We start from the raw sequence: 24,984 nt of genomic DNA on the forward strand, positions 1-24,984 counted from the left end.
CTCCACAAAAACAAATTGGAGCCAAGATGGAACAGAGGCTCGGAAAACGAGACCGCCTTCAGGGCGACGCCCTCAAAATCCTCTTCCTTGATCATCTGAAGAAGACGGGAAATGTGTCTGAGGCTGCGCGTGCCGCCGGGATTGATCGCAAGACGGCTTATAACTGGCGGCGCGGCGATGAGATATTCAGCGACCACTGGAAGCAGGCCCTTGAGGAAGCGACCGATCTGCTCGAAGCCGAGGCCCGTCGTCGGGCGCTCGAGGGCTATGAGGAGCCGCTGCTTTATGGTGGGCGTCTGATTTGCGACTCCGATGGCAAACCGGTAACGCGAAAGCGATATAGCGACGGGCTCTTGCGCATGTTGCTGCGGGCTCATCGTCCGGCCAGCTTTCGCGACGTGCGTGTGAATGTCGATGAATGCGAAGTGGAATTATCTCTGACCGAGGGCGATGAAGCGCTCTAGGTCGGCGTTTGCCCTGACGCCTGTGCAGGAGCAGGCTAATCGTTTGCTCGGTGGCGAGGCACGTCACATTTTTCTGCGGGGTGGTTCGCGATCAGGTAAAACATTCATTCTGATCAGGGCGCTTGTGGTCAGGGCGTTGCGCGTGCCGCAGTCGCGTCATGGTGTGTTTCGGTATCGTCAGGTCGCTCTGCGGGCGAGCATCATTCAGGACACGTTTCCGAAGGTCATGCGCTGCTGCTTTGCGCATATACGCTATAAATGGGACGGCCAGAGTAATCGTGTAATTTTTCCGAACGGATCGTCGATTTTTTTTGGCGGGCTGGATGACTCCACACGTACCGAGAAAATTCTCGGACTTGAATTTGCAACCATCTATCTGAATGAGGCGAGTCAGATCAGCTATGGTGCGCGTAACATGCTGCTGACGCGGCTTGCGCAGCGTTGCGCCTTGACGGTTCGCGAATATATCGACGCAAACCCGCCGACGACCGATCACTGGCTCTATGCGCTTTTTGAGAGCGGTATCGAACCGCGATCGGGTCTGCGCCATGGAACACCGAAGCTTTATGCGTCGATGGTGATGAATCCGGATCAGAACCGCGCCAATCTGAGTGACGCCTATCTACAGCAGCTGGAAGCTCTGCCGGAGCGTGAGCGCAGGCGTTTTCTGCTTGGTGAGTATCAGACGGTGATCGAGGACGCGCTCTGGCGCGTGGATATGTTCAGGAGATGTCAGGCGTGTGAGGAACAGGACCGTGAAGTACTGATCGGGCAGTTGCGGCGTATCGTGGTGGCAGTCGATCCGTCCGGGGCTTCTGGCCCTTCTGATCTGAAGGCCGACGAAATCGGCATTGTCGTGGCGGGCGTTGATCATGACGGGGTCGGGCATGTTCTCGAAGACTGTTCCCTGCGCGATACGCCGATGGCCTGGGCCCGTCGTGTCATGCAGAGCGTGGCGCTCTGGCGGGCCGACAGGGTCATTGCCGAACGTAATTTTGGGGGGGCGCTGGTGGAAGCAACCCTGCGCAGTATCGATCCGGCGGCGTCATTGAAAATGGTTGTGGCCTCGCGCGGGAAAGCAGCGCGCGCCGAGCCGATTGCTGCGCTCTACGAGCAGGGGCGGGTGGTGCATCACGGGCGGTTTCCGGAGCTTGAATCCCAGCTTTGTCTGTTTTCCATTCGGGGGTTTGGCGGTGCGTCGTCACCCGACAGGGCTGATGCGCTGATCTGGGCGCTGAGCGAATTGATGATTGAGCCGCAGCCAGCGCGAGGCCGCTGGCAGGACCAGGGATGGTTCAGCCTTTCACGGTGAAGGAATTTTCATGGATTGGATGGCGTTGCAGGGGCGTTATGCCATGCCGCCCGGCGCGTCTGCGCGCACGAGGCGGTTGCTGGCCCTGCAGAAAGTGCTCGCAGGGACGCAGTATGATTCGCTGCCCTATCCTTTTGCGAGCGAGCGTAGCGTTTCGGGAGAGTATATTCCGCTTTCGCAGAGACGGCCTTCCGTGCGGACCAATCTGTGCCGTACCGTTGTTGATGAGGCAGTCTCGCTTTTATTCGGCAATACTCATTGGCCGATGGCCGTTGCGTCGCATGAGTCGACATCAAAAGCGATGAACGCTTTTGCTTTCGAGACTGGTCTGCCTGCTTTCATGATGCAGGTAGCGACATGCGGGTCTGTCGGATCGGTCGCAATATGGGTTGAAGTTATGGGGAGCAGTCCGCGTTTTTCGCTTCTGGAAACCGCCTATCTGACACCTGACTGGGACCAGTATGGCGCGCTTTTGACTGTGACCGAGCGCTATATGGTTTCAGGGGCTGATCTGAAGGCAAGCGGATACGCCGTGTCGTCTGACGCCTTGTCGTCCCGTTTCTGGTGGCAGCGTCGCTGGACCCGTACCGGAATGGACGTTTTCGTGCCGGTTCCTGCAGGAGAGGAAGGTGGTGACGTTCTTGATGAGAAACGATCCAGCATTCATGATCTTGGTTTCGTCCCTGTGGTCTGGATCCGCAATCCGGGCGCTGTGTCAGCGACGGAGCCGGATGGAGAGTGCAGTTTCGAAAAGGCCATCGATACGGTGATCGAGGCGGATTATCTACTTTCGCAGGCGGGACGGGGGCTGAAATACGGTTCCGATCCGACGCTTGTGCTGAAGACACCTGAGATTCTGGAGGGCGTGGCACGTCAAGGCGGCGCTGCCTCGGCTTTGACCTTGCCGCCCGAAGGTGATGCGAAGCTTCTCGAAATCAATGGTGCGGCTGCGGGAGCTGTCCTGGCCCATTATCGGGAATTGCGTCAGCTCGTGCTGGAGCAGCTTCATGGAAACAGAACCCATGGTGATCGCCTGGGCGCGCCTCAATCGGGACGCGCGATGGAGCTTATGTGTCAGCCTTTGATCTGGATGGCAGACCGCCTGCGCGGGACTTACGGCGATGGCGGTATTCTGCCGCTTTACCGGATGCTGTGTCGCTTTTCAGCAGTGCTGTCTGACGGATTGATAATCGGGGGGCAGGTTCTCAGGGATCTGGATCCTGCAGGTCTCTCTCTGCACTGGCCTGCCTGGTTTGCTGCTGATGAAGCCGAGCTTCTGCCTATGGCAAAGGGACTGGGAGAGGCTGTGAATGCTGGCCTGCTGAGCCAGGAAACCGCAGCCCGGCTTTATGCCTGCGCTGCCGGCGTTGCGGACCCCGCTGCGGAATGGACCAAAATCATGGCTGCGCGTGCAGCCTGAAGAGAACCCTTTTAGGGGAAATGGAAATGCCAGATGACATTGATGCGCTTCGTCGTTCTCTTGCTGAACTTGCTGCAGAGCGGGAAGGCCTCGTTCGGGCGCACCAGGAAGAGATGGCTCGGGTGACACAAGCTGCACGCGAAACCGTGCTTGCCAATGCCCTGCGCGCTGAGGCGATGCGCCTTGGAGCCCATGACCCCGATGCTGTGATGCTGCTGATGGATCGTTCCGGGGTTGGATGGTCGGAACAGGGTGAAATAACGGGCGTGGAAGACGCCATGGCGCAGGCGCGTCAGGCGCGCGGCTTTCTGTTTCGGGATCCGCATGGGACGGCCGCTGCTCAAGGCTGGGAAGGCGCCGTGCCGAAACCGGCTTCTGTGCAGGTGCAGGATGCGCGTGGTCTGGCTGCTGCGGAATATGCCGCACGCAAACGTCAGTTTCTCGCAGGCATTATCTGAAAATTACGGGTCAGGGATGAAAAAATGGGTATTGAGAATTTTCCTGAACAGTTGCGTGCAGCCATTCAGCAGGGCTTTCTGGCGCGCGAATTTGAAACGGGGCTGAATGCGCGGCTCGGGTTTCGTGCCGTTGCCGATCGCGAGATTTTTCCCAATGCGATCGGTGAAACGCTGACAAAGACGCGCAAGAGCCTCAAGGCGCCGGTTGTCGAGCCGCTTCTGCCTTCAGGGAATACGAATTTCGATAATGGCCTGTCGCCCAGCGGATGGTCCGTCGAGCAATATACGCTCAGTATCAACCAGTATGGCGATACCATCGACCTCAATATGGTGACGACCGGAGTGGGCATTGCTTCGCAATTTCTGGCGAATGCGCAAACCAATGGCTTTCAGGCCATGCAGTCTCTGGATCGCCTGGCGCGCAATGCCTTGTTTGCCGGTGTGCCAGGCGGTGTTGGGGGGTATCTGGGCGGTAATACCCGTGTGACAGCGACGGCTACTGCGAAGACAACGACGATTGCAGTCGATGATATTCGCGGTTTCCAGTTCGTGATCGTCTCCGGGCTGGTGAGGCCAGTCAATGCCAGTCCCGGTATGACGGTGACGGTTGGCAGTGGTGTCTATACGCTTATTGCCGCGACGGCTGATCAGAGCAATGTCTCGACGGCGCCGGGTGGCATTTCGGGGCAATTGCAGTTCTCGACAGGTGTTTCTGTTGCAGATGCGACGACGGGTAATGCCGTTGTGGCCGCGACCGCGCCTCTCGTCTTGCGACCTAACGGTAAACGAAGCACAGCCGATCTGCGCCATGCGGATGGCGATACGCTTGGTATTCAGCATGTTCTGGCGGGTGTGGCGTCATTGCGCCGCAATAACGTGCCGATGATCAATGGGGCGTATAACTGCTATCTTGATGATCTCCAGCTTCTTTCGCTGTTTCGCGATGCAGATTTCAAATATCTTTATCGCGGTGCCTATGGCTCGGAAGAGTATCGCTCGGGCCAGATCATCGAGTTGCTCGGTGTCCGGTTCGTGCCGACGACGGAGGCGCCCCAACAGGCTTCTCTTGGAGGTGGGCCGATCCATCGTGCGTTGCTTTTGGGGCAGGGGGCGCTGGTGGAGGGAGACTGTGCCTGCATTGGACATACCGACATTCCTGATGCCGAACGGGCCCTGATCGAGATGGTGGACCGTGTGGCCATGGTCACGCGCGAGCCGCTCGACCGGCTGAAGCAGATCATTGCGCAGTCATGGTACTGGATCGGCGGGTTTGCCCTACCGACTGATGTGACCGCCGATGTGTCGATCATTCCGACAGCGACCAATGCCTATCTCAAGCGTGGCGTTGTGATCGAGAGTCTTGGGACGGATGCAGCCGGTTTCGGTCTGTGAACGAGGCCGATTCAGTTTCTTGTGGCGCCGTTCCTGGGGTGGAGATGACAGGCGGGGCGCTGACCGAGGACGAAAAGACCGAAATCAGACGGTTCTGCGGTTATGCGGCGCTTGGTGACGTGGCAAGCGGCGAAAGTTCGTGGCGGTTTTTTCAGAACGCGGGAACACTCGAGTGGCGTCTGAACACGCTTGCCGGGTCTGAGAGAAAAAGGCTGCGGTATTTTCTCGCGACCCTGATCCAGATGGAGCGTGCCGTGCAGTCTGTCTCGGAAAATCTGGATACTCAGGCTGTTTCCGCCTGGACGCGTAATACGCGCGAGCTGTCCGAGCGCGTGCGTCTTTTCGATTGGTGGCGCCGTCGTGTGTGCGGATTTCTCGGGATCATGCCCGGGCCGGACTTGCGGGATTACGCTTCTGTCGTCGTGTAAATAAAGAGCGGGAGGGAAGCCGATGCGAGCCATGCAGCAGCGTGTGGATGCAGGCTTTGCCAGAGCGGCGCGTCGCCTTGGGACGATAGGACGACATTATCGCGTGGTCGATCCGTTGAAGCCACTATCAACACTCATGGGCACGCCTTTTCTGTGCTTTGATGCCGATGCTGGTTTTCAGATGCGCAAACCTCGCATGTGGGCGCGACCGATGGTCTATGCGTTGAGCGATGCCCCGTCGTTGTGCATCGGCGATATTCTGCAGCAGGAAGAGCGTTTCTATTTCGTTGCCGAAATTGAAGCATTTCGTCCGCCGCTCTGTGTCGCCTGCAACAAGTGTATCTCGATTTTCGGGATGCGCGGCGTTACGCAGCTTCATGTCGGGCAATGTCCTGCGAGCATCGTGCTGACCGGAAAAGGGGAGGATAGCCACAGTGGCATGCCGGGCGCGCTGCGCTCGGGAAGTTACATGCTGTCTCTGCCGGTTCTGCCTGGTTTTTATCTAGTGCCGTATATGCAGATCATCGACGAACTGGGGCTGCGTTATACAGTTGATTCGGTGGAATTGTCGCGGAACGGAACGCGCGCCATTGTGTCGTTGCAGCAGATCTGATCATGACAGATCTTTCCTCCGTCACGCGTGGGTTGGCCCTTTGCTGTGCCAGCCGTTTTGCCGATATCGCGGCGGCTTCGTCATTCTGGAGCGCGCAGAAAGTCTTTTTTCGGGTCGGGCCTCTGATGCCTTCTGATCTGTTCACCTCTCCCTCGCTGCGTGAAGCGGTGAGCTATGTGACCATCGCGCCCCTGTCCGGCGGGTATGAAGGCCTGTCTACTCCACTGGGGCAGGAATGGGTGGAGACATTGCGTATTCCTCCTGTCCTTTCAGTCGAGACCAGGGGCGGGACAGCGCAGTTCCGGCTGACCTCTCGCAGGGCGGCGCCCGGCATTATCGCCTTGATATGGACGCCGCCGGGTGGTGAGCCGCGTGTGGCGCGTCATGTCGCAGATGCGCAGGAGACAGAGGCGCAGATGGCGCAGAACCTGGCGTCGCAGTTCGAAGGGGCTGTGGCTGATGAGGACAGGCTGAGCGTCTCCGCAGGGAGTCTGAAAGCTGTTACTGGCGGCTATGGTCGGTCGAGCTGTCTCATCAGGCGTCAGAGCCAGATTTTCAGACTTTCTCTGTGGACCAGCGCCTGCGAGATGCGACCGGCGCTGGGCGATCTGCTGGTTTCGCGCCTTTTGCCGCAGGACTGGCTTGCGCTGACCGATGGACGGCAGGCGCAGATTTTCTTCGAGGGTGAAGACGATCAGGACGCGATGCAGACCCAGTCTTTGTTTCGTCGGGATGTTCGGGTGCGCGTTATTTTTGACAGATATGACTCTGTCTGGTCGCCACAGATGGTGGCTGGTGGAGGCTGGTTTCATGCGAATGGTCTCCCTTTTTCTTTTGATACCGCCCCCGACCAACTGCGCGCCGAGATACCAGAAGAGGCGCTCGATGCCTTGGCTGCGGCGCAGGAAATGCCAGCCGCTTATCGGAACTGGGACACGGATTGCGATGGGACCGTCCGGCCAATGCCCTGATCAGTTTAGGTCACTTCCAGAAAAGAAGGATCATTCATGCCACAACTCATACAGAGCGGCGCCCTGAATACAGCGGCCCTGCCTGTGCCTGATCTGTATATCCAGATCGCCCAGCCTGAAACCCTGTTGATATCCGGAGTTTCTTCCGGGTTGCTTGGAATTGTCGGTACGGCCTCATGGGGCCCGGTTGATGTATCAACGCTTGTTGGCAGTGTCGGTCAGTGCCGGGAGTTTTTTGCCGGAAAACGCGGCTGGGCGTCCAATCTCAATGTCGCTGTCGACGTGGCCGTGCATCAGGGGGCGAGCCAGTTCTGCCTTGTGCGGGTAACCGACGGGGCTGACAAGGCAGCGCAGGCCAGTCTGGGGGCGGCCCAGATCAGGGCACGTTATACCGGTAGCGCGGGCAATGCAGTCGTCGTGAATGTGACGCGCCAGAGTTACCGTGACGGGCAGTTCGTTCTGAGTGTCTCTCATGAAGAACTGGGAGCGACGGCCTATACCGGAGCGGACTGGACGGCGCTTGCGCAGGCTCTCGCTGCAGATACCCAGGCGCTTGTGCTGGTCGAAGTTGCCGGCGACGCCGCGATTACGGAAACCGGATCCGTGCAGCTCGCCGGGGGCGCCGATGGAGGAGAGCCTGCGCCGGGGCGTTTTGTCGGTGTCGCGGAGGCGAGAACCGGGCTTTATGCCCTGACCAACCAGGGATGCAGTGTGGCAACCCTCGCAGGTGTGGGGGATACAGCGACGATGGTGCCGATGCTCGCTTTCGGGCGTGACGAGGGCATCTACATGATCGCAGCCGGGCCGAAAGGCGAAACACTGGCTCAGGCCATACAAAGCAAGACAGCTTATGGTCTGTGGTCGCATGCATTGAAATACATGCATGGCGACTGGCTGTGGTGGAATGACGATACGCTCGGTTTGCAGCTGGTCAGTCCTGCGGTTTTTGCTGCCGGAAAACTGGCTGCGCTTTCACCCGAACAGTCAGGGCTGAACAAGCCTCTGGCGGGTATTGTCGGGAGTCAGAAGAACGGCCTCGAAGCGACGCGTTTCGGCTATTCGCTGGCCGAGCTTGGCGCCTTGATCGAGAATGGCATCGATGTGATCTGCAATCCTTCGCCGGGGGGGCAGTACTGGGCGATCCGTGCCGGGCATAATACCTCGCAAAGCGCGGCGGTGCAGAGCGACGCGTATACCCGTCTGACCAATTACCTTGCGCGGTCGCTCGAAGGCACGATGGGTCAATATGTCGGCAGCGTGATCAATGACAGTCTGTTTGGCAATATCCGTGCATCGATACTGGGCTTTCTCTCCAGCCTGTTGTCGCAGGGTATTCTCGGTGTGACTGGTGGTCGCCTGCCTTATGCCGTGCTGTGTGACAGCAGCAATAATCCCGGCGACCGTGTTGCAACGGGGTATGTGCAGGCCGATGTGCAGGTGCAGTACCAGGGGATTAACGAGAAATTTATCATCAATCTGCAGGGGGGCGCCTCTGTGAGCGTCAGCACTGCCAGCGGGAGTGTCTGATTCATGGTGAATCCTTACAGTATCGGTCGGGACTGCCGGATAACGCTGCTCTGGAACGGATCGCGGATCGATCTGCGCGACGTGACCGGATTTCAGTCCGAGCAGCACACGATTATCCAGCGTGCCACACCACTCAATGGATTACCGGTCGAGTTCAACACGCCCAGCGGGTGGCGCGGCGTTTTTACCATCGCACGTGCCAATGCCAATCTCGACAGTCTGGTCGCCGCAATCGAAGCGGCATTCTGGAATGCCGGTAGTATCGGGAGCGGCACGCTGTATCAGTATATCCGTGAGCCCGATGGGACGACAACGACCTGGGAGTATAGCGGGGTGTCTCTCTCGCTGAAGACCGATCGATGGCAGGCAGAAGGCATGATTCACCAGCATGTCCAGTTTTATGCGTCGTTGCGGAGCAAGATTTCATGATGAAATTGCCGGAAGAACTCGAGATTGCTCCCGGGCGCACGCTTGCGCTGCGGGAGCTCGACCCCGGGGATATGCTTGATCTCATAGAGGCTGGGGGAACGGCAACCGCAGGCGCTGCCGCATCGACCTGGCTTTCCTACGCGCAGATGGTCTGTTCGGTCAGGGCCGTGAATGGCGTGCCGGTGCAGATGCCTGTCACGAAAGACGAGATTCGTGATCTGGCCCGTCGTATCGGCAATGACGGTATCATGCTGCTTCAGACCTTTTTCTTCGATGCCGACTCTCCGCAGGATGCCGTTCTGGACACGGCAAAAAACTGAGCGGGCACCCTGTTTTCAGGGAGATTCTTTATCTCCTGAGAAGTGGGGTGCCCTGGTCTGTCGTTACCGCATGGTCGCGTGCGCGACGTATGGCAGCTTGCGTTGTTCTGGCCGAGCAGGACGGTTTTTCATTCGACTGGCAGCAATGTCGCTATCGGCAGGAATAGGCTCGGATGAGAATAATAATGGCTGAAAAACCGATACCCTTTTCGCCAACGCGCCTGCTCTGGCCGCGTCTTTTGCGCTCAGGGCCCTTGCGTTTGCCTTTGGGATCTTTCGTGCCTCCTGCACGTGTCAGGAAAATTTCTGGCGCTCGGGCGGTGGCCTCGCTCGTGCGAAGCGAGACTTTAGCGAGATCTGTTCTTTATCGCGCCGGGTCTGTTGTCTTGTCTGCCCGTCGTCCTCTGAAGTTCCTTTCCAGCCAGCGGATTATCCCTGCTGCGATGCAGCAGCCAGGCAAAGCGTCGCTTCGGGCATCGATTTTTTTTGCGGGGGGAGCAGGTGTTGGAAGCAGTAGGCTCCAGTCACCAGTTCCGGTGGGACCGATTTCACGTGATGAGAGGCTGCGCGGGGCGGCTTCGGGATCGGAGGGGACGCGGCGTTCTGCTTCCGGTTTAACATGGCAGGTTTTGCAGACCGCTATGAGTGGGCGGCAGGGCTTGTTATCGTTGAAAGCGCTTCCGTTGGTCTCTTTGAGTAAAGCGTCGGCGCTACCTCTTCGGTCTCATCAGCCGATTTCAGGTGGGGCTGTTTTTCCCAGTCGGGGGAGGCCGGTCCCGCTATCGCCAATAGCAGACCGTCGGCTCTTTTCCGTAGGATCGGTGTCGATCGCGTCGCAAAAGCGGAAAGACAATCAGCCTCCGGTTGATGGTGAGGCAGCTGGTACGCCCGGGATTATAGGGCGTTTTCAGCGCACTCATGGGCTCTGGAATCAGGCGGGACGGCATATCGAAGTTTCGGTCGTTCCTGATTTTGCCGGAGCTTTACGGCGAAACAATGTGCTCATTAAGCAGCCTGAAGCAGAGCAGAGCGAAAGCGACTTGCTTGATCGGAACAGGCATCCTGATGGCGTCATGGAAATGCCTCGCGGGCAAGAGCGGGTGTCTGCTCTGGGTGACGAAGGGTTTCATATGAATATGCTTCGTACGCGCAGCGCTGTGGTCGATGAGATCGCCATGCCACAATACCCGAATATGAGTTTCGGCTTCATGTAAGAGAAGAAAAAATGGGCATATCGCTTCTTCAGGTCGAGAATGCGCTGGGTGCTATAGGCCAGCTCGACCGGGCGGCCCCTGTGACCCTGGGAAATCTGGTTCTGAGTGGCCCTGAAGTGCCCGATGAACTGGTTATTGGCGGTCGTCAGGTCCTGATTATCCATCGCCTTCTCGGGGGCGGGCGTGTGATCGATTCAGTCGGAAACGATCCGGCGCGGTTGGTTTTGACGGGGCGTTTTATAGGCCCGATGGCCACGAGCAGGGCGCGCCGTTTGGAAACGATGCGCGAGGCAGCACAGGTTCTGGCATTTTCGGTTGCTGATCTGTCTGCCCGCGTCTGGATTGCCGAATTTTCCTGGTCGTATCGGGCGCGAGGGACAATCTGCCCCTATCGTCTGGTGCTGGAGCGGGAAGTCAGCCCGCCTGTGTTGGTGCCCATTTCATCGGAGACCGCCAGTATGGATATGGTCTCGGGTTTGGGTGTTTTTTCGACAATGCTCGGTCAGATGACCGATTCAGGATGGATTGGCACGACCATGATTTCATCTGTTGTGGGGCAGATCATGCCGATAGCCCAGATTCTGGGTGTCGGGGGCGCAGTGGCGCATGCGCAGGATGCGCTGGGAAAGGCCAGTTCGCTCTGGCAAAGCGCTACCAGTGTCAGCCGGATACCCACGGCCGTCGCCGCAGTCGAATCGGATCTTTCTGTGGCAGGAAATAGCCTGTTGAAGGTTAGAAATGAATCTGGCCTGGCTCTGGACACTGCACAGGTCTCGAATGCGGCCGATCTGGTGACAATTTCGCAAAATGCCGGTGCCGCGACTTTGAGTGTCGATGCCGGAAGTTATGTCAGCCGCGCGCAGACCCTTATTGGTTCGTGACGGCCACTACCGGAGAATATCCTTTTCGGGAGAAGACGGTGCCGCACTGAAGTATTCCGAGGAGAAAAGAGAATGAAGATACAGGTGACGTCAGATGATGTTTCGCTCTTTCATCTCGCTTTGCGCTATTTTAGTGACGCCATGCAGTGGTGGCGTATTGCTGAAAAAAACGGGCTTTCCGATCCCGATCTCACCTGTTTCGACGCACCGGTGCAGATCATTCTGCCTGATGAGAGCGTTTCTTATGGGAGCGAAGGTTTGCCGCCCTCATGACAGAGCTGATGCGTAATTGGAAAGCCCGGCTTCTGATTGATGGCGTGAGGCAGCAGGATCTGCATGTAGGGGGCTTTCGTCTGGAATGTACCCGCTATGCACGCTGCGACACGGCGCTCATCAGAGTGGTCACCAAGAACAAAACCGTGTTGCGCGGTCTTGTGGAAAATCGCTCAGGCTTTGATCGGCCGGATGTGATGCTGCAGGTGGCGCAGGGCGACGAGGAATGGACGACGGTTTTTCACGGTGTGCTCGATGCGCTGAACAAGGAAAATGGTAACGCGCTCTTCGTGCTGGAGTGTCGGGATTATATGGCCTTTCTGCTCGATACACGCCTTGCCGCTTCCTGGAGCAATCAGACCGCGCTCGAACTGGTACAGGAAGCGGTGCAGCGTGCCGGCCTGACTTTCAGGACGGATATCGTGTCCGGGACTACCGATGCTGCCGCGTATTGTGGGCAGTTCTGGCAGCTGGAGCACAGGCGGCTCTCCGCCGTCACGCAGAATCGGTATCAAACCGCTTTTGATATCGCGTTCTCCCTGTCGCGCGATCATGGATATGAGTGCCACGCATCGGGTAAAACGATCCATATCCACGAGCCCTATGCTGTCGGTGAGGGCGGTACACGACTTTTTTCTCCCGATGGTGTCAGCGTGCAGTCTTTCAGGCACGATCTTGGTCTCGCACGGAATGTCGTTGTCGGTGTGCAATCGTGGGATTCACGCCAGAGGGCGCGAAGCGAGGTTTATTTCGACGGGCAGAATTTCTCGAGCGAGATGCCGGGCGCCAATGCCGCGCTTTATACGTTCAGGGCGCCAGGGCTGCGCATGGACGATATAAGGCGCCTGGCAAAGGGAAAATATCGACGGATTGTCTCGCACGCATGCGAAGTCCGTCTCTCTCTGCCTGCCATGACGGGGCTGGCGCCGCGCCATTTCATGACTGTCGATGAAGGGATTTCAGACGGGGTCAGGACATTATCCGTCGACTCTGTCACGCATTTCATGGATCCCGCTCATGGCTATCGGCAGGACGTGACACTGCGGGATCGTGTTTTTTGAAGGAGTATGCCTATGGATGGTTCCTTCTTGGCTGCGGCCCATCAGACACGCGCTGCCCACGCCATACATGGCATTGTCTCGGCAGTTGATCCTGCCAATCATGCCGTCAAGGTTCGTCTGCAGCCCGATAATATCGAGACAGGGTGGCTGCCGGATGCGGCAGTCACACAAGTGGGGGATTTGCGGCTTTCCTGCCCAACCGCACCCGGCGCTCATGTCTTGCTGATGCCGGTGGAAGGCGACGGCGAGAACTACGTGATTATTTCCGTCATGTTCGATGTCGTTGCTGGACCCGCCCTGTCGCCCCAGACAGGCAAGGTGGCACAACCTGGCGAATTGCTGATCAGAGCCGGGTGCGGTGCGCCCTCCAGAGAATCTGCCCGCAAGAGTGAGCCAGGCGGGTGGCTGCATCTTGGGCGGGATGGCGTGTTTTTTGGCGCTGGCTCGATGCAATGTGCCCTTAGCGGATCGGCGATCGTGCTGAAGGCGGGATCTGTCAGAATGACCCTTGATTCCGGAGGGATTAGAGTTTCCGGCGCGGGTATCGAGGTGAAAGGGGGCGGTATTTCCGTCTCCGGAGGGGATGTGCGCACGGACACGAACAGTCTTAGCGACCATGTGCACCCCTATGCCAATGGGATGACCGGAAAGGCATTGGGATGACGGATCTGTACCATTATTTCGGCGAGGATCTGCAACTCGACGATGATGGCGCCCTGCGGGCTGCGGATGGATCATCGGCCACGCAGCAAAACATCCTGCGGCGTCTCTGCACCAACCCGCAAGCCTATCTCTGGCACGCAGAATATGGCGCCGGTCTGCCTTCGCGCGTAGGTACGCCGATCCGGGAGGTGGAAACGCAGGGGCTGATTGTCAGTCAACTCGCTCTGGAAGCGTCAATCGATCACGATCAGCCGGTGACTGTGACACTGACGCCTCTGGCTGTGAGTACGTATCGCTGCGCAATCACCTATACCGAACAAGGCGAAGAGGCTGAGCAGGTTTTCACATTCAATCAGAGCGGCACGATCTGAGCCTGGCTCGGCTCCTGCCGACGAGGCATCGGAAAGCTCATGTCGTTTTCTTTGCGTTCCTTTTCGGCACTCGTCCAGAGTGCTGTCGTTACGGCGCAGGCGCAATGTGCCCAAAAGCTCACGCTTGATATCGGCACCCCAGGGCGCGCCCTGATAGAAAGCGTCGCTGCGCTTGGTCTGTGGCTGCAATATATGCTGCTTCAGATCCTCTGTCGCACAAGACTGGCCACATCGGTGGGCACAGATTGCGACAGTTTCGTCGGCGATTTTGGTATGACCCGACTGCCCGGCGTCAAGGCGCTGGGTTCGGTTACCATGACCTGCTTTTCCTATGACGATATCTCTGCCGTGGTGCGACCCGGTGTGACCGTGCGAACGGCTTCGGCCATTACCTATCAGGTCGTGATTGATACGACCCACGAGCACTGGTCGAAGGAAACGGCAGGGTATGTGCGTCCGACTGGGCTGGCCTCGCTGACTTTGCCCGTCGAGGCATTGGTCGAAGGTGTTCAGGGCAATGTCGCCATAGGCGCGATCTCCCTGATGGGCACTTCGGTTGCAGGCATTGATATCGTGACTAATCTCAAGGCTTTTGCGAATGGTTCGGATCAGGAAACCGATGCGCAGCTCCGAAAGCGCTTTCCGCTCTGGCTGGCGGCCAAGGCCAGCGCGTCTCGCGCGGCAGTTGAGAGCGCGGTGGCCGAGACCCAGAATAATCTGAGCTATGCCGTGTTCGATGGACAGCAATCCGACGGAGCGACCCGATCCGGCTATTTCACGGTTGTGATCGACGATGGCAGTGATGATGTGCCTGAGCAGGTGCTGCAAAAAGTCTATGCCAGCGTGGAGGCGACGAAGGCCCTGGGGGTCGGGTTTGCCGTGCAGCGCCCGATAGTCCTGACAGTAAACGTTGCGATGACGGTGCGGATCGCTTCCGGTGCCGAGGCAGAAGCGGCCCGTACGGCGCTTGTCAGAGCCCTTGGTGCCGACATCGCTGCCGCACAGATCGGGGCGAGCTATCCATTCAGTCGCCTTGCCTATGTCGCTTATGTCGGTGCCGGTGTGCCGGTGCTTTCGGTGACGGATATTCTGCTCAACGGCAGTCAGAACGATATCCCGGCACAAACCAGCCAGTCGCTTTTTCCAGGCACGATCTCCGTTCAGATCGTTCAGGAGGGGTAATGCCGAAATTCAACAACTACTTTCGTATTCCTGCTGTCGCGGGACCGGAAGTTCTCGTCATCGCAACGCCGGATGGTGTCGAGACCCTCAATGCGACGGCCAGTCAGATTGCCGGTGCCCCTGCCGATTCTCCGCCCAGTGGTGAATTCTTTGCAGAAGAAGGGGCGAAAATCAGTCGGTACGGCGATCGTTTCTTTATTGGTGCGGCGTCTGATTATCCGGCGCTCAATACGCGCGATGTCGCACATCAGGACTGGCTGTCGTCTCTTATGGCGACCACGTCGATCGGTCCGTGGGCTCTCGAAAATGCCCAGGCTGCTTCGCTTTCGCGTTTTGGCAACAGCGCCTTCGTGGCGGGGTCGCGCACATCGGATGCGATGAAATGGCGTGACAAGCTGGGCCATGTGCCGAGCACGATCGGTGTTGCTTCATGGGGCATCGCTGACGATGCGACGAATCCGACCCAGGCCACGGCCTATGCCTATTACGGCGAAGCCTGGCGTATGCCCGGGGTCAATTATCAGCCCAGCTTCGTCATGGAGCTTGAGGCTGTGAATCTGGGCGGGCCTGCTTATGGCATGTCGACGCCTTATCATCCGAATTGCGGTGGCGGCACCTACGCGATCCAGATCGGCGCCGGGGGCGGGCAGACTGAGGGGACAGCAGATTGCGAGGCAGGAATCGTTTTTGTCAGCAATCCCGACTCATGGAAAACAGGCATCCTGTTCGGTAATACCGCGCTGGCCGGGACGAATGGCGATGATGGTGGCTATGCGACGGCGATATCGATGGCGCGTGGTCAGGGTATAGAGTGGCGGACGCCTGAAACACGCGAGCATGTTCAGGGCCTTGATGCGGGGGCCATGCTTTTTTCGACCGTTTCTCAGACTGCCAAGGGGCAGCGTATCCAGTTTGCCGATGATGGGCTTCTGGTCACGAACATGACCGGTAATCTGCTGTTCTCCGTTTCGCCCAATAATGCTCCAACCAACACGCTGAATATCCAGGCAGGAAGCGGTCTCGCTGCGGCGGGACTTTATGTGCAGAAGGGTGAAAATGGCTCTCCCAATCTGGGCCTCTACCCCGCAGAGGGAGGGGAAATCCAGATGTCGTCGCCTGTAGCGAGTTTGGGGGGCGCCGTGCCGCAACAGGCTGGGGGTGGTTTTCTGCATCTCAACGTGAACGGCAAGGATTATCGCGTGCCGCTTTTCACGGCTGAACAGGTGGGTGACTGATGGCCATTCTGAGAGATCGCGATATAGCGAGCCTGCAGGCGACGGATCGCAAGACGCTTTACGACACCGGCATCGCGCCGGGTAGCGCGCGTGATTTCGCCAGACGCCTGCGGCTCATTCTGCCCGCTGGCTGGTTTCCGGCCTATCGCGGGGACGAGGTCGAGGATGCCCCGATCTTGCAGTCATTGCTGACCGGGTTTGGCGCCGTACTGGCATCGATCTGGAGCCTGATGAGTTTTGTACGCAGGCAGACGCGTATGGGCACTACCGATGACGCATTTCTGGAAGTGGCTGCGGCCGATTTCTTCGGCCCCTCAGGCATGGTCCGTCTCAATCTCGAGAAAGACACCCATTTTCGCAGGCGGATGGTGAGTTCTCTCGTGGCACCTCTCAATACCCGTGCGGCTGTATCAGAGGCGGTACGTCGACTATCCGGCGCTGCGCCTCGGATCATCGAGCCGGGTAACGTGCATGACTGCGGTGCCTGGTGTCAGGTTGGCGGCTATGGCGCGTCACGCACCCGCTATGGTGCCCGCCAGGGAGGGCAGTTTTTTCTGGAGGTCTACCCGAAGCTGCCGGTCGAACAACGTGCCCTGCACGCAGCGATCAAGGCCACGAAGGCGTCGGGTGTGATCGCATGGATAAGGATGCAAGCGTGATGGATCGTCCGATCATTTATGCGGGGGCCGTCCCCTTCGACACGGATCTGCTGCGCTTTGGCCGTTATGCCAAAGAGGGACTTGGGCGGTTTGCAGAGATGCTTGTGGGTAGTCAGACGATCATGGCCTCGGGTCTCATCTGCCAGATGTCTGACAGCGATCTGTCGGTCACGATCGGGCGCGGGGCAATCATGGCGCCGGATGCGCTTGATGCGGCGCATATCGGGGGAATTTCGGCGGGGCTTGATGCTGATTTTTCAATAACCCAGGCCCTGTTTTACAACGATGCGCCCCAGACCCTGACTATTCCCCTAACGGGCGTCGATATCACCCTCTACGCGGTCTGTCGCGTGCAGGATGATACGCTGGATGTGCTGCCATTTTACAATGCGGAAAAACCGGACCAGACGATGGCGGGGCCGGATAACCGCGGGAAAGCGCTGCCCACTCGTCGCACGGGCCGTATCAGTTTCGCGGCAGGGGTGAGTGCGCCTTTTGCTGCAGGGGCCATTATCGTGCCGCTTTATGTCATGAGCATTCCTGCCGGGATTGGCACATTGAGCTCTATTGTCCCGCGTCAAAGCAGGGTGTTTCTTCCCGCTCTTCCCGAGCTGGCGACGATGAGGTTTGCCCAGCAGATCAGCCAGCCTCAGGCGCTTTGTGTCGCCAGCCAGATCCTGACGATACCGGAATGGGCGCGTCAGGTTGAATTGCGGGTTATCGGCGGTGGTGGCGGTGGTGCATCGAGTAACGCCCTGACGCCAGATGTCGGGTCTTTTTCAGGCGGAGGCGGTGGAGCAGGAGGTGATTGCTGGGGGATCTATTCCGTTGATCCGACCAGAAATGCGTCGCTTTCGGTCACGGTCGGGCAAGGTGGCTCGGCTGGTCAACGAGGAGGACCAAGTTTTGTGACCTATGACGGCACACCGTTTCTTACCTCGGATGGGGGTGGTTCGGCGTATTTCGCAGCCGCGCAGATGGCGCTGGGGGGTGATGGCGGCGGCACCGGGGGAGGAACCCTCTGGAACCAGACAGGCGGTGGCGGAAGCGACGGTCAGAACGGTACTGTCGTGTTCGCCGGTAATGGCGCCAATGGCCCATGGGGTGGCGGTGGCAAGGCAGGGTATCTTCTCGGCGCCAATGCCACGCGTTATGGCGCAGGTGGAGGCGGCGCCTATTCCACACGCGTCGCTGGCCAGACGGCAGCTGGCGGGCGTGGCTATCAGGGGCTGGTGATCTATCGCTTCCTCCATTGAAGGTGGAGGAAGCGTCGAATTCAGTTGAAGGGTTTCGGGGGTGGGGTGTTGATCCATTCCGCATTACGATCGCGGAAATTGCGCACATCGGCTGCGGTAACGCTGCTTCCGGAATTGCCCCAGCTCTGTCGAATGAACGTTACGACATCGGCGACTTCCTGATCGTTGAGCACATGACCGAAGCCGGGCATGGTCAGGGCCGATGGGGCTTTCTCTGTCGGCGCCACCGTTGCACCCCGCAGAACGATCAGGATCAGCGACCCAGGGTCCTTGTCCATGAGCGTCGGGTTGCCAGCCAGAGGCGGGAAAGCCGGGGCGTAGCCACGCCCATCCGTCCGATGGCAGGCAGCGCATCGGTCGACATAGGTTTTGGCGCCTGCTGTTGGAAGCTGTCCCTTTCGCAGGGCTTTCGCCACGGTGTGATCGATTTCCCAGGGCTTCTCGCCCTTGCGGGCTGGTAGCGACGTCTTGAGATAGCGGGCAATGGCATGCAGATCGGCTGTGCTGAGATGCTGTGTGCCGTGTGTAATGGCATCGCTCATGCCGCCAAAGGCAGAGCCCTTTTCGCTTCGTCCGGTGGCAAGGAAGGCAACGATGTCATCCTCGCTCCAGCGGCCGAGACCGGTGCGGTCATCCTGCCTCAGATTGACAGGCGTCCAACCATCGACGGCCGCACCGCCTGAGAGGAATACATCGCCTTCATCGCTTGAAAGGGCTTTTTCCTGCATCGTCAGAGCGCGTGGCGTATGGCAGGCGCCGCAATGGCCCGGCCCTTCGACCAGATAGGCACCACGGGCAATTTCGGCATCTGGAAAGCGGCGATTGGCGTTGCTCAAGGCGGCTTTCGGTGTCGGGGCGAAAGCCCAGCGCCAGAGGGTCATGGGCCATCTCATGGAGAGTGGCCAGTGAATGGCATTGGTAGGTGCCGATTGGGCAATCGGCGCTACACCTTCATGAAAATAGACCCAGAGTGCATGAATGTCGGCATCAGTCATGCGCGCATAGGAGGGGAAGGGCATGGCCGGGTAGAGGGGCTTGTCATTCCTGCCTATGCCTCGACGAAGGGCATTGGAGAAATCAGTTTCGGTATAGCTGCCAATGCCATGCTGTTTGTCGGGCGTGATATTGGGCGCATACAGCGTGCCGATGGGCAGGCCGAAGGGGTTGCCGCCGCCATAAGGCGCTGCGGCATCATGCGTATGACAGGCCGAGCAATCGGCTGCTGCTGCCAGATAGCGACCTTTGTCGATGAGTGCCTGTTGCGGGTTTTCCTGCGCCTCGGCCCGTACCGAACCAGCAAGACCGAAAACGGCAAGCAGCGCCAGGCCGGTTTTTCGCGCGAGCATCACAACGCCACCAGCGGGCCGGGCTGGGCCAGATAGGTAGTACGGATATGATGCGCTGCCCAATAGGCAAGAGCGGCGACGGTGCCGGTAGGATTATAGCCCATCCCCTGGGGAAAGGCGTTCGAGCCGATGACGAAGACGTTTGAGACATCCCAGCTCTGAAGATAGCGGTTGAGGGCGCTGTCGGTCGGGCTCGTACCCATGACGGCACCGCCGCCAAGATGGGTTGTCTGATAGCGACGGGTATCGAAGGCCTCGCCGTGTTCAAGCCTGCCGAGTTCGTAGCGTCTGGCGCCGAGTGCCTTCATGATCGGTTCGATCTTGCCGACGACATACTGGTTCATGCGGATATCGTTTTCCTTCCAGGTGAAGGTCATGCGCAGCAGGGGCTGACCGTAGCTGTCACGCCAGGTCGGATCGAGATCGAGATAGACATCGCGATAGGCCATGTTGCTGCCATGCGCATCCATGGCCATGGAATGACGATAGGTATCGACCAGACCAGCCTTGTAGCCTGCGCCCCAGCGCGGTGCTGATTTGCCGCCGCCATTCATCGCCGCAGCGATAGGTTTGACGCCTGCCTGGTTGACCCAGACTGGCGAGCCACCGATGAAGCCCAGCGGACCATGATCGAAATTATCGCTGTTGAAATCATCAAGAGCGACACCCGCCCCACCGGCACCGACAAACTGGTTGGTAAACTGCTTTTCCGGGAGCCAGGCCCGTGAGGTCGTGATCGTCTGATAGACGAAATTACGTCCGACGACACCGGTATTGCTGATGGGGTCATAGGGCTTGCCGATGCCCGAAAGCAGCATCAGATGCACGTTATGGAACTGGAAGGCCGCCAGAATGACCAGATCGGCCTCGATGGTCTTCTCGCGATTTTCACGCTGGTCGAGATAGGTGACGCCTGTTGCCTTGCGTCGGTCGCTGTCGAGATTGACCTTCAGGACATGAGCGTCAGTGATCAGTGTGAAGTCAGCATCGTAACGCAGTGCCGGGAGAATATTGATGTTCGGCGAGGCCTTTGAATACATGTAGCAGTCATAGCCGCTGCAATAACCGCAGAAATTACACGGGCCCATCTGCAAGCCATAAGTATTGGTATATTGCATTGAGGCATTGGCCGCTGGCAGGGCGTAAGGATGATATCCGACATCAGATGCCGCCTTGCGGAACAGGCTCGCTGTATAGACGTCCTGCATGGCAGGCAGAGGGAACTTGTCACTGCGCGAAGGCGCAAACACATTGCCATTCCCGACAATCTGACCGTTGACCTTGTAGGCCTCTCCCGATGTGCCGAACACCTTTTCAGCCTTGTCGAAAAAAGGCTCAAGCTCCTCATAGGTGACGCCGTAATCCTGCAAATTCATCCCTTCGGGAATGAATTTGGCGCCGTAGCGGTCGATGACATGGCTGCGCAGACGCAGATCATCGGGGGCTGCGCGAAAATGTACGCCCGACCAGTGCAATCCGGCGCCGCCTACGCCTTCACCCGGCAGAAACGCTGCAAGCTGACGATAGGGGAGTGCCGTCTGGTTGACGGTGTTGCGGATGGTGACAGTTGTCTTGGCAGGGTTCTGAAATAGTCTGTGCCTGATGGCGCCGCGCAGTTCGTCGATCGAGCCGGGATAGGTGCCTTCAGTCGCGGTCGAGCGTTCCGGGCCGCGTTCAAGCATGACGACGCTACGCCCTGCCTCGCGCATTTCCTTCGCGAGAATGGCGCCTGCCCAGCCTGCGCCAATAATGACTACGTCAGTCCGTTTTGTTGTCATGCGTTTGGAACTCGAATAAGTGACGCTCAGGCCTTCTGGCCGCTGATCGATACAGGGCCAAACGGATAGGCTGCGCCTTCCTGATTGACCCAATCCATGAAATCGGCTCTCGCGCCGGGGAAAGCGAGCAGGATCCAGCCTTCCATATTGCGGTTGCCCCCATGGATCGGATCGGAAAAAACACCTTCGAGTGTATTGCGGCGCAATTGCTCGAAAAAGAGTCGCGCATTGAGTTCAGGAAAATGAACAGCGCCTCCCTCGAAGGCTGTCAGGATTTCGACCTGCTCTTCCGGGTGCAGATCGGCGAAATCCCTGCCGCGTTCGGTGCGGGCGTAATGATTGGCCGCGCCAATGCCCTTGCGATACAGATCGCGCGGCGCAAAAGGGAGCTGGTAGCCGAGATTGGCAGGCCCGTCCTGAAAGGGGCCAGACATATACCAGAGCTCACCCCGGCCATAAGGCGTATCCATCTGTCGGTCGATGAAGCCGGGAACGTTCAGAGCTGTTGCGCCCGGGCCAAGATCGTCATGCGGGAAGATGCAATCGCAGGCGGCTTCAAGAAAACGCATCTCGTCAGGCGTGAAAAAAACCGGCTTGCCGTCGATCTGTGCTGCGGCCCGCGCCCGGGCGGGAAAATCATGTCCGGCGAGAAGGAGGAAAGCGGTAGTGCCTGCCGCATTTTTGACGAAGCGGCGGCGTGAAGACGAAGGCGCGCTCAACCTGTTCTCCTGACGGAACAACGATGGGGGATGCCCATCATCTGGGCAACGCCCCCTTCTTCGCGATTGCGTGAGGAAATGCAAGCAGGTTTCTGCCTTGCCCGTCCGGCTTCAGGGCGACGGGCAAGGTCGGGGGTGAATTCCCGTTACGAATGACCGGACGGAAGGGAGAGAACGCCCGGTTTAGGCGATTTCACAGCCGGAGCGGCTGGTGCGTCATCATCGCCAAGCGGAAAGATGGCGTCAGGGCCTTGCAGTTTGGCTGCAGGAGCAGAAGCTGCGGGTGCTGCGCTAAGGGCGGTGCTGCTGTTTGCTGCCGGGGCGGGGGCAGATTGAGCTGTTGCTGCAGGGGCATTGGCGGTCGAGATCGAGGGCGCGGCAAGGGGGGCACCCGGGCCGATATCCTGTTGCTGAATTGCGCCTTGCAGGGGGGCGCCACTGGCATCGACAAGCCAGTCATGAAGCGATTTCTTGATCTGGAACTCAAGCTCGACATTCATGTCCTGCATCATCTGGGATGTCAGGTCGTAAAGGACAGCAGGAGATTCCGGGTTTTTGTCGCCCGGGTTGAGACTGCGGGTGATATGAGCCAGCGCGTAGCCGGCGCGACCGCCCGAAGGCGCGGAAAGATCAACATGAGCCTCGAGTTCACCCAGAAGCGTACCGCCCGGTGCATGGAGGATACTTGCCTTGGTGATGGTGAAGGTGCCGCTGCCCTCTGTTCCGCTGGCGATCAGGCGATCACGAGCCATCTGTTCGAGCGCCTGCTGGGGCGTTGTAGGCGCCTTGCCGGAAATATCGCCGGGCGTTGAGCCAGGAGGCGCCGTATCGACAATTTCGATATGGGCAACGTTGAGGTGCATCTTGCTAAGATAGTTATAGTCGAGCGGCGCAAAGCTCTGCGGTTCGCTGTCGCCGCATGCTGTCAGCAGGGGGGAAATGCTGCCAAGAGCGAGGAAGAGTGAACCGAAACGGAGAAAGTTCTTAACTCTGGATGGACTTTGCGACATGAGCGGCTCCTGGCTATGCGTCTCGACTTCAGGTCTTTTTTACTAGAGAGCGTAGTCGCCCGAAAAGACGCCCCGACTGTTTCTTTTCCTGTCTCTGGTCCTGAGACGCCGGTGCAGCAATCTCGGACGGGTTCTGGTGCAGGAAGGCCCATGATTCTGAAATCATGTCGGCAGATGTTGTCTCGGGCGCAGGAGGGAGCGAGCTGTCGGCTTCGATTTCGACCAGAAGGGAAGAGGCACTTCCAAGGCCATAGTCACGCGCCTCGAAAGCCTGGGCATCGGCGATGGTCGCAGCATGATGCGGATTGCTGAGATACCAGCCCAGAATCATGGCAGGCAACATGCCCGCCATGTTTTCATCGCTGACGAGCAGGTTGGCCTTGGGGCAATAAAAGCTGGGTGGTTTGTCGAGCTGTCTCTCCCACCATGACAGGTAGAAGGTGCAGTCCGCTTCAGGATCGTAGAAGCGATGGATGAGCTGATGCTCGATGACGAATGAAATCTGCGATCGCAGGGGCCTGTCGCTCAGGGGGGAGAGAACGACCAGCGATTCCGGCCCGATCCGTGTGCCCAGCAAGCGCCGGACCTGTCGTGAGGAAAGCGTTCTTTCATCGAGCGTTGCGAGATCCTGATCCTGTTCGGTCAGAGAGGTTTGGGTCTGACGCATGTCAGTCAGAACACGGACGCACCATGCCGCAGCAAGCTGTGTCGCCAAAAAGAGCGGCATACGCGGCGCGCCATCAAGCGACGTGGGGGCGGCACTGAGCGAATGTCGTGCCAGCTCGTCAAACCAGGGAGCAACAGCAGCGAGAACCTGCTGCGGGTGCAGGCGCTGCACCACCTCGATATGAGAGCCGCAATAATAATTTTCACCATCGAGATACCAGACCGCCTGACGCCCGCTCATCGCGTCGCTCAGGGTCAGGCACCTGATGTCGTCATCCAGGGCGATGATCTCCTGCGGAGTCCACTGATCATAAAGGGCAGTCAGTGTCTCTCCGTCCACGCGAATGCCACGCAGAAGATCATCAGCCGCGCTCATCGCGCGATCTCGTTACGGTCGAAGCGGAACCCGACGTTGCAGAATTCGCAGTTCATGGTGATCTGCCCTTCCTCGGCCATATGGTCGAGATCGTCTTCCGGGAAAGTCGACAATACGCTCGCCAGCCTGGCGCGATTGCAACGGCATCCAAGGCTTACCACTCTGGGGCGATCGATTAGGACGTCCTGCGTGCCGAACAGGCGCTCGACCAGTGTTGTGGAGCTTAAGGCCGGATCGAAAAGTTCAGATGCCTTGAGGGTGTTGCCGAGGATACAGGCAGTTTCCCATGCGTCCTCATCCGCGCCCTGCTCGGAAGCAATGCCGCCTTCGGCTGCGATCTTTTCCAGCATCAGGGCGCCAGCCTGCCAGCCCTCATCGGTCTTTTCGCAATAGAGGCGCATCCAGCACTCGTGCTGTTCGCTTGTCGCGAAATAATGCATGGCCATATCGGCCAGCGTTTCGCCCTCTAGCGCCACAATACCCTGGTGACGTTCGGTATGCGCGCCCTGATCGATCGTGAAAGCGAAATAACCGTCACCGAGGAGTGCCTTGGCCGAGGCATGATCTGGCGTGTCTTCGGAACGCAGATAAAAGCGCAATTCGCCTGAATCGGTGCAATCGGCCACAAGCATCGAGACCGGGCCGTCGCCCTTGATCTGAAGCGAGAACGACCCCTTGAACTTGAGCCCCGCGCTGAGCCCGGCAACCAGCGAGAGGGCTTCACCAGCCAGTTGCCGCCCGCAATCGGGGATGTCATGGCGCTTCAGCATGATATCAGCCAGCTTGCCCAGTCTCACCAGACGGCCGCGCACAGGACGGTTTGCCAGATGAAACGGCGTGATCCCGTGTGAAATCACAAGGTCAGGCACCGTCTCGGGGCGCTGGGTATCAAGAAAGGCGGGTGTTTCAATCATCGGTGTCTAGTCTGATGCTTTCCAGGGTCAGTAATGCGCCGAAGGG

The 24,984-nt window shown here is 58.6% G+C and carries 27 protein-coding genes; 21 read left to right on the plus strand and 6 right to left on the minus strand.

Features of this window, described 5'->3' with window-relative positions; translation table 11 throughout:
• Window positions 1–26 precede the first annotated feature (26 nt).
• The 21 genes from IEV53_RS10045 (at window position 27) to IEV53_RS10145 (ending at window position 18,129) form a co-directional block, all read left to right on the plus strand.
• Window positions 27–464, plus strand: coding sequence for a hypothetical protein (locus IEV53_RS10045; RefSeq protein WP_188426657.1), 438 nt, complete (start codon window positions 27–29; stop codon window positions 462–464).
• Window positions 451–1,776, plus strand: coding sequence for a phage terminase large subunit (locus IEV53_RS10050; RefSeq protein WP_188426658.1), 1,326 nt, complete (start codon window positions 451–453; stop codon window positions 1,774–1,776). The genes IEV53_RS10045 and IEV53_RS10050 overlap by 14 nt, the downstream gene beginning before the upstream one ends.
• A 10-nt stretch (window positions 1,777–1,786) precedes the next feature.
• Window positions 1,787–3,196: a portal protein gene (locus tag IEV53_RS10055; protein ID WP_188426659.1), complete on the plus strand. Its 1,410-nt coding sequence runs from the start codon at window positions 1,787–1,789 to the stop codon at window positions 3,194–3,196.
• A gap of 26 nt (window positions 3,197–3,222) precedes the next feature.
• Window positions 3,223–3,654: a phage scaffolding protein gene (locus IEV53_RS10060; RefSeq protein WP_188426660.1), complete on the plus strand. Its 432-nt coding sequence runs from the start codon at window positions 3,223–3,225 to the stop codon at window positions 3,652–3,654.
• Between the two features lie 24 nt (window positions 3,655–3,678).
• On the plus strand, window positions 3,679–5,046 hold the full coding sequence (locus IEV53_RS10065; protein WP_188426661.1) for a DUF4043 domain-containing protein: 1,368 nt from the start codon (window positions 3,679–3,681) through the stop codon (window positions 5,044–5,046).
• A gap of 44 nt (window positions 5,047–5,090) precedes the next feature.
• A complete protein-coding gene (locus tag IEV53_RS10070) occupies window positions 5,091–5,474 on the plus strand; it encodes a hypothetical protein (protein ID WP_188426662.1) in 384 nt (127 codons plus the stop codon).
• 22 nt (window positions 5,475–5,496) lie between these two features.
• The gene (locus IEV53_RS10075; protein WP_188426663.1) at window positions 5,497–6,087 is read left to right on the plus strand and encodes a hypothetical protein; all 591 of its coding nucleotides are present in this window, start codon (window positions 5,497–5,499) and stop codon (window positions 6,085–6,087) included.
• A 2-nt stretch (window positions 6,088–6,089) separates the two neighbouring features.
• Window positions 6,090–7,058, plus strand: a complete 969-nt coding sequence (locus IEV53_RS10080; RefSeq protein ID WP_188426664.1) for a hypothetical protein — start codon at window positions 6,090–6,092, stop codon at window positions 7,056–7,058.
• A 36-nt stretch (window positions 7,059–7,094) separates the two neighbouring features.
• The gene (locus IEV53_RS10085) at window positions 7,095–8,585 is read left to right on the plus strand and encodes a phage tail sheath protein (RefSeq protein ID WP_188426665.1); all 1,491 of its coding nucleotides are present in this window, start codon (window positions 7,095–7,097) and stop codon (window positions 8,583–8,585) included.
• A 3-nt stretch (window positions 8,586–8,588) separates the two neighbouring features.
• Window positions 8,589–9,014: a hypothetical protein gene (locus IEV53_RS10090; RefSeq protein WP_025841572.1), complete on the plus strand. Its 426-nt coding sequence runs from the start codon at window positions 8,589–8,591 to the stop codon at window positions 9,012–9,014.
• Window positions 9,011–9,334 carry a hypothetical protein gene (locus tag IEV53_RS10095; RefSeq protein WP_188426666.1) on the plus strand — a complete coding sequence of 108 codons (324 nt, stop codon included), beginning with the start codon at window positions 9,011–9,013 and terminating at the stop codon, window positions 9,332–9,334. The genes IEV53_RS10090 and IEV53_RS10095 overlap by 4 nt, the downstream gene beginning before the upstream one ends.
• Before the next feature lie 1,079 nt (window positions 9,335–10,413).
• On the plus strand, window positions 10,414–10,548 hold the full coding sequence (locus IEV53_RS14915) for a hypothetical protein (protein WP_264784189.1): 135 nt from the start codon (window positions 10,414–10,416) through the stop codon (window positions 10,546–10,548).
• Window positions 10,549–10,559: 11 nt separating this feature from the next.
• Window positions 10,560–11,429, plus strand: a complete 870-nt coding sequence (locus IEV53_RS10105; RefSeq protein ID WP_188426668.1) for a hypothetical protein — start codon at window positions 10,560–10,562, stop codon at window positions 11,427–11,429.
• A gap of 72 nt (window positions 11,430–11,501) precedes the next feature.
• On the plus strand, window positions 11,502–11,702 hold the full coding sequence (locus tag IEV53_RS10110; protein WP_188426669.1) for a hypothetical protein: 201 nt from the start codon (window positions 11,502–11,504) through the stop codon (window positions 11,700–11,702).
• The gene (locus IEV53_RS10115; protein ID WP_188426670.1) at window positions 11,699–12,763 is read left to right on the plus strand and encodes a hypothetical protein; all 1,065 of its coding nucleotides are present in this window, start codon (window positions 11,699–11,701) and stop codon (window positions 12,761–12,763) included. The genes IEV53_RS10110 and IEV53_RS10115 overlap by 4 nt, the downstream gene beginning before the upstream one ends.
• 12 nt (window positions 12,764–12,775) lie before the next feature.
• The gene (locus IEV53_RS10120; RefSeq protein WP_188426671.1) at window positions 12,776–13,426 is read left to right on the plus strand and encodes a baseplate assembly protein; all 651 of its coding nucleotides are present in this window, start codon (window positions 12,776–12,778) and stop codon (window positions 13,424–13,426) included.
• Entirely contained in the window at window positions 13,423–13,797 is a 375-nt protein-coding gene (locus IEV53_RS10125) for a phage tail protein (protein ID WP_188426672.1), read from the plus strand. Before IEV53_RS10120 ends, IEV53_RS10125 begins: the two co-directional genes overlap by 4 nt.
• 39 nt (window positions 13,798–13,836) lie before the next feature.
• A complete protein-coding gene (locus IEV53_RS10130) occupies window positions 13,837–14,979 on the plus strand; it encodes a baseplate J/gp47 family protein (protein WP_188426673.1) in 1,143 nt (380 codons plus the stop codon).
• A complete protein-coding gene (locus tag IEV53_RS10135; protein WP_188426674.1) occupies window positions 14,979–16,214 on the plus strand; it encodes a hypothetical protein in 1,236 nt (411 codons plus the stop codon). The genes IEV53_RS10130 and IEV53_RS10135 overlap by 1 nt, the downstream gene beginning before the upstream one ends.
• Complete coding sequence (locus tag IEV53_RS10140; RefSeq protein ID WP_188426675.1) at window positions 16,214–16,873, plus strand: hypothetical protein; 660 nt, start codon at window positions 16,214–16,216, stop codon at window positions 16,871–16,873. Before IEV53_RS10135 ends, IEV53_RS10140 begins: the two co-directional genes overlap by 1 nt.
• The gene (locus IEV53_RS10145) at window positions 16,852–18,129 is read left to right on the plus strand and encodes a glycine-rich domain-containing protein (protein WP_188426676.1); all 1,278 of its coding nucleotides are present in this window, start codon (window positions 16,852–16,854) and stop codon (window positions 18,127–18,129) included. The genes IEV53_RS10140 and IEV53_RS10145 overlap by 22 nt, the downstream gene beginning before the upstream one ends.
• Before the next feature lie 20 nt (window positions 18,130–18,149).
• Here IEV53_RS10145 and IEV53_RS10150 read toward each other — a convergent pair whose 3' ends face one another.
• The 6 genes from IEV53_RS10150 to hslO form a co-directional block, all read right to left on the minus strand.
• On the minus strand, window positions 18,150–19,475 hold the full coding sequence (locus IEV53_RS10150) for a c-type cytochrome (protein ID WP_188426677.1): 1,326 nt from the start codon (window positions 19,473–19,475) through the stop codon (window positions 18,150–18,152).
• The gene (locus IEV53_RS10155) at window positions 19,475–21,253 is read right to left on the minus strand and encodes a GMC family oxidoreductase (protein WP_188426678.1); all 1,779 of its coding nucleotides are present in this window, start codon (window positions 21,251–21,253) and stop codon (window positions 19,475–19,477) included. The genes IEV53_RS10150 and IEV53_RS10155 overlap by 1 nt, the downstream gene beginning before the upstream one ends.
• Window positions 21,254–21,279: 26 nt before the next feature.
• On the minus strand, window positions 21,280–21,972 hold the full coding sequence (locus tag IEV53_RS10160; RefSeq protein ID WP_188426679.1) for a gluconate 2-dehydrogenase subunit 3 family protein: 693 nt from the start codon (window positions 21,970–21,972) through the stop codon (window positions 21,280–21,282).
• A gap of 146 nt (window positions 21,973–22,118) precedes the next feature.
• The gene (locus IEV53_RS10165; RefSeq protein WP_229719818.1) at window positions 22,119–22,982 is read right to left on the minus strand and encodes a hypothetical protein; all 864 of its coding nucleotides are present in this window, start codon (window positions 22,980–22,982) and stop codon (window positions 22,119–22,121) included.
• A 28-nt stretch (window positions 22,983–23,010) separates the two neighbouring features.
• Entirely contained in the window at window positions 23,011–24,024 is a 1,014-nt protein-coding gene (locus tag IEV53_RS10170; protein ID WP_188426680.1) for a hypothetical protein, read from the minus strand.
• Window positions 24,021–24,938, minus strand: coding sequence for an Hsp33 family molecular chaperone HslO (gene hslO / locus IEV53_RS10175; RefSeq protein ID WP_188426681.1), 918 nt, complete (start codon window positions 24,936–24,938; stop codon window positions 24,021–24,023). Before hslO ends, IEV53_RS10170 begins: the two co-directional genes overlap by 4 nt.
• Window positions 24,939–24,984 lie beyond the last annotated feature (46 nt).

It is taken from the genome of Asaia siamensis (assembly GCF_014635085.1).
GTDB lineage: Bacteria > Pseudomonadota > Alphaproteobacteria > Acetobacterales > Acetobacteraceae > Asaia > Asaia siamensis.